Raw genomic sequence first — 1,301 nt, forward strand, 5'->3', positions numbered from 1 at the left:
TGTTATCATCATAGGTACACCCGCACGTCCTGCTTTAATCGCACTAGCTGGCGGGCCACCAACTGCACGCCAAATTGGTAAGTTATTATTCTTCGCTCTCGGAATCACCGATGCATGTGCAAGCGGCGCTCTGAACTGTCCGTTCCATGTTACATGTTCCTCGTTATTAATTTTTAATAAAAGATCCATCTTCTCTTCAAATAACTCTTCATAATCATTCACGTCATAACCAAGTAAACTATATCCCCCAATACGAGATCCACGACCAGCCACGATTTCTGCACGTCCATTAGAAATCAAGTCAATTGTAGCAAAATCCTCATATACTCGTACCGGATCAGATGTGCTTACTATCGTTGCTGAACTTGCAATTTTTATATTTTTCGTAGCTTGTGCAATAGCTCCTAAAATAACTGTATGAGCTTGCGTTGTAAAATGAGTTTGATGACTTTCACCGACAGCAAATACATCAAGTCCAGCTTCATCCGCTAACTTAGCTGTTTCAATTAATTCATGAATTCTTTGTTCTGCACTAATTTTCTCTCCATTATGCGGATTTAAAACATGATCCCCAATTGAATATAATCCAAACTCTATTCCTTTACTTGTATCCATACGGTATTTTTCCATAGTTGCTCTCTCCTTTAATTCAGTCGTATTCATATTCTTCAATTATTTTTCACTTGATTAGTCAATTGATAGTGTAAAAAAAATTACTCTTGCGGCAATTCTTTTTTTTCGCTATGCTTATGAACTTTCGTCATTAGCTCGTATAATATTTTCTGCTCTTCTTCATTTAATACATCATCAAAAAACGATGATTGAAATGCAAGTTGCTCTGGCAATGCTCTCTCTAAAGCTGCTTCCCCTTGCTCTGTAAGACTAATTGTTTTCGTTTTCCAATCTTGTTTTCGTACAATATATCCTTCTTTTTCAAGACGAGTTAACATTCGAGAAATACCGCCTTGTGTAACAGTTACCTTTTCAGCTAACTCCATTTGTGTGAGTGGCTGATACGTACGTATTTGCAAAAGCACATCAAATTGAGCTGTCGTTAAATCAAACCGTTTTAAAAACTCATTTGACATCTGATTACTTTGGTTCGTAAATCGTATTAAGCGTAACCATATTAATGACCCTATCGTATTATCACGCATGTTTGATCACTTCCTATCGTGAATCTTACTATCACTTTACTACGCAAGTGATAAAAAAGCAAGAGAAAAAGTGAAAAATAATCTCATTAGAGTATTGCATAAATAACGATAAGAAAGAATTCATATTTAAATGAATTCTTTCTT

At 35.7% G+C, this 1,301-nt stretch carries 2 protein-coding genes; both read right to left on the bottom strand.

The annotated features are described in order from the left end of the window. Positions 1–630: LLM class flavin-dependent oxidoreductase (locus DN393_RS31215; RefSeq protein WP_149174304.1), on the bottom strand; the 630-nt coding region annotated here is incomplete at its 3' end. An 83-nt stretch (positions 631–713) separates the two neighbouring features. After that, positions 714–1,157: a MarR family winged helix-turn-helix transcriptional regulator gene (locus DN393_RS31220; protein WP_001205523.1), complete on the bottom strand. Its 444-nt coding sequence runs from the start codon at positions 1,155–1,157 to the stop codon at positions 714–716. Between the last annotated feature and the right edge of the window lie 144 nt (positions 1,158–1,301).

This window comes from Bacillus sp. BPN334, from assembly GCF_008368885.1.
Lineage (GTDB): Bacteria > Bacillota > Bacilli > Bacillales > Bacillaceae_G > Bacillus_A > Bacillus_A wiedmannii.

Bases quoted from the DNA above. Each gene is read 5' to 3' on its own strand.
- DN393_RS31220 (WP_001205523.1), bottom strand. From the start codon at position 1,157: ATGCGTGATAATACGATAGGGTCATTAATATGGTTACGCTTAATACGA.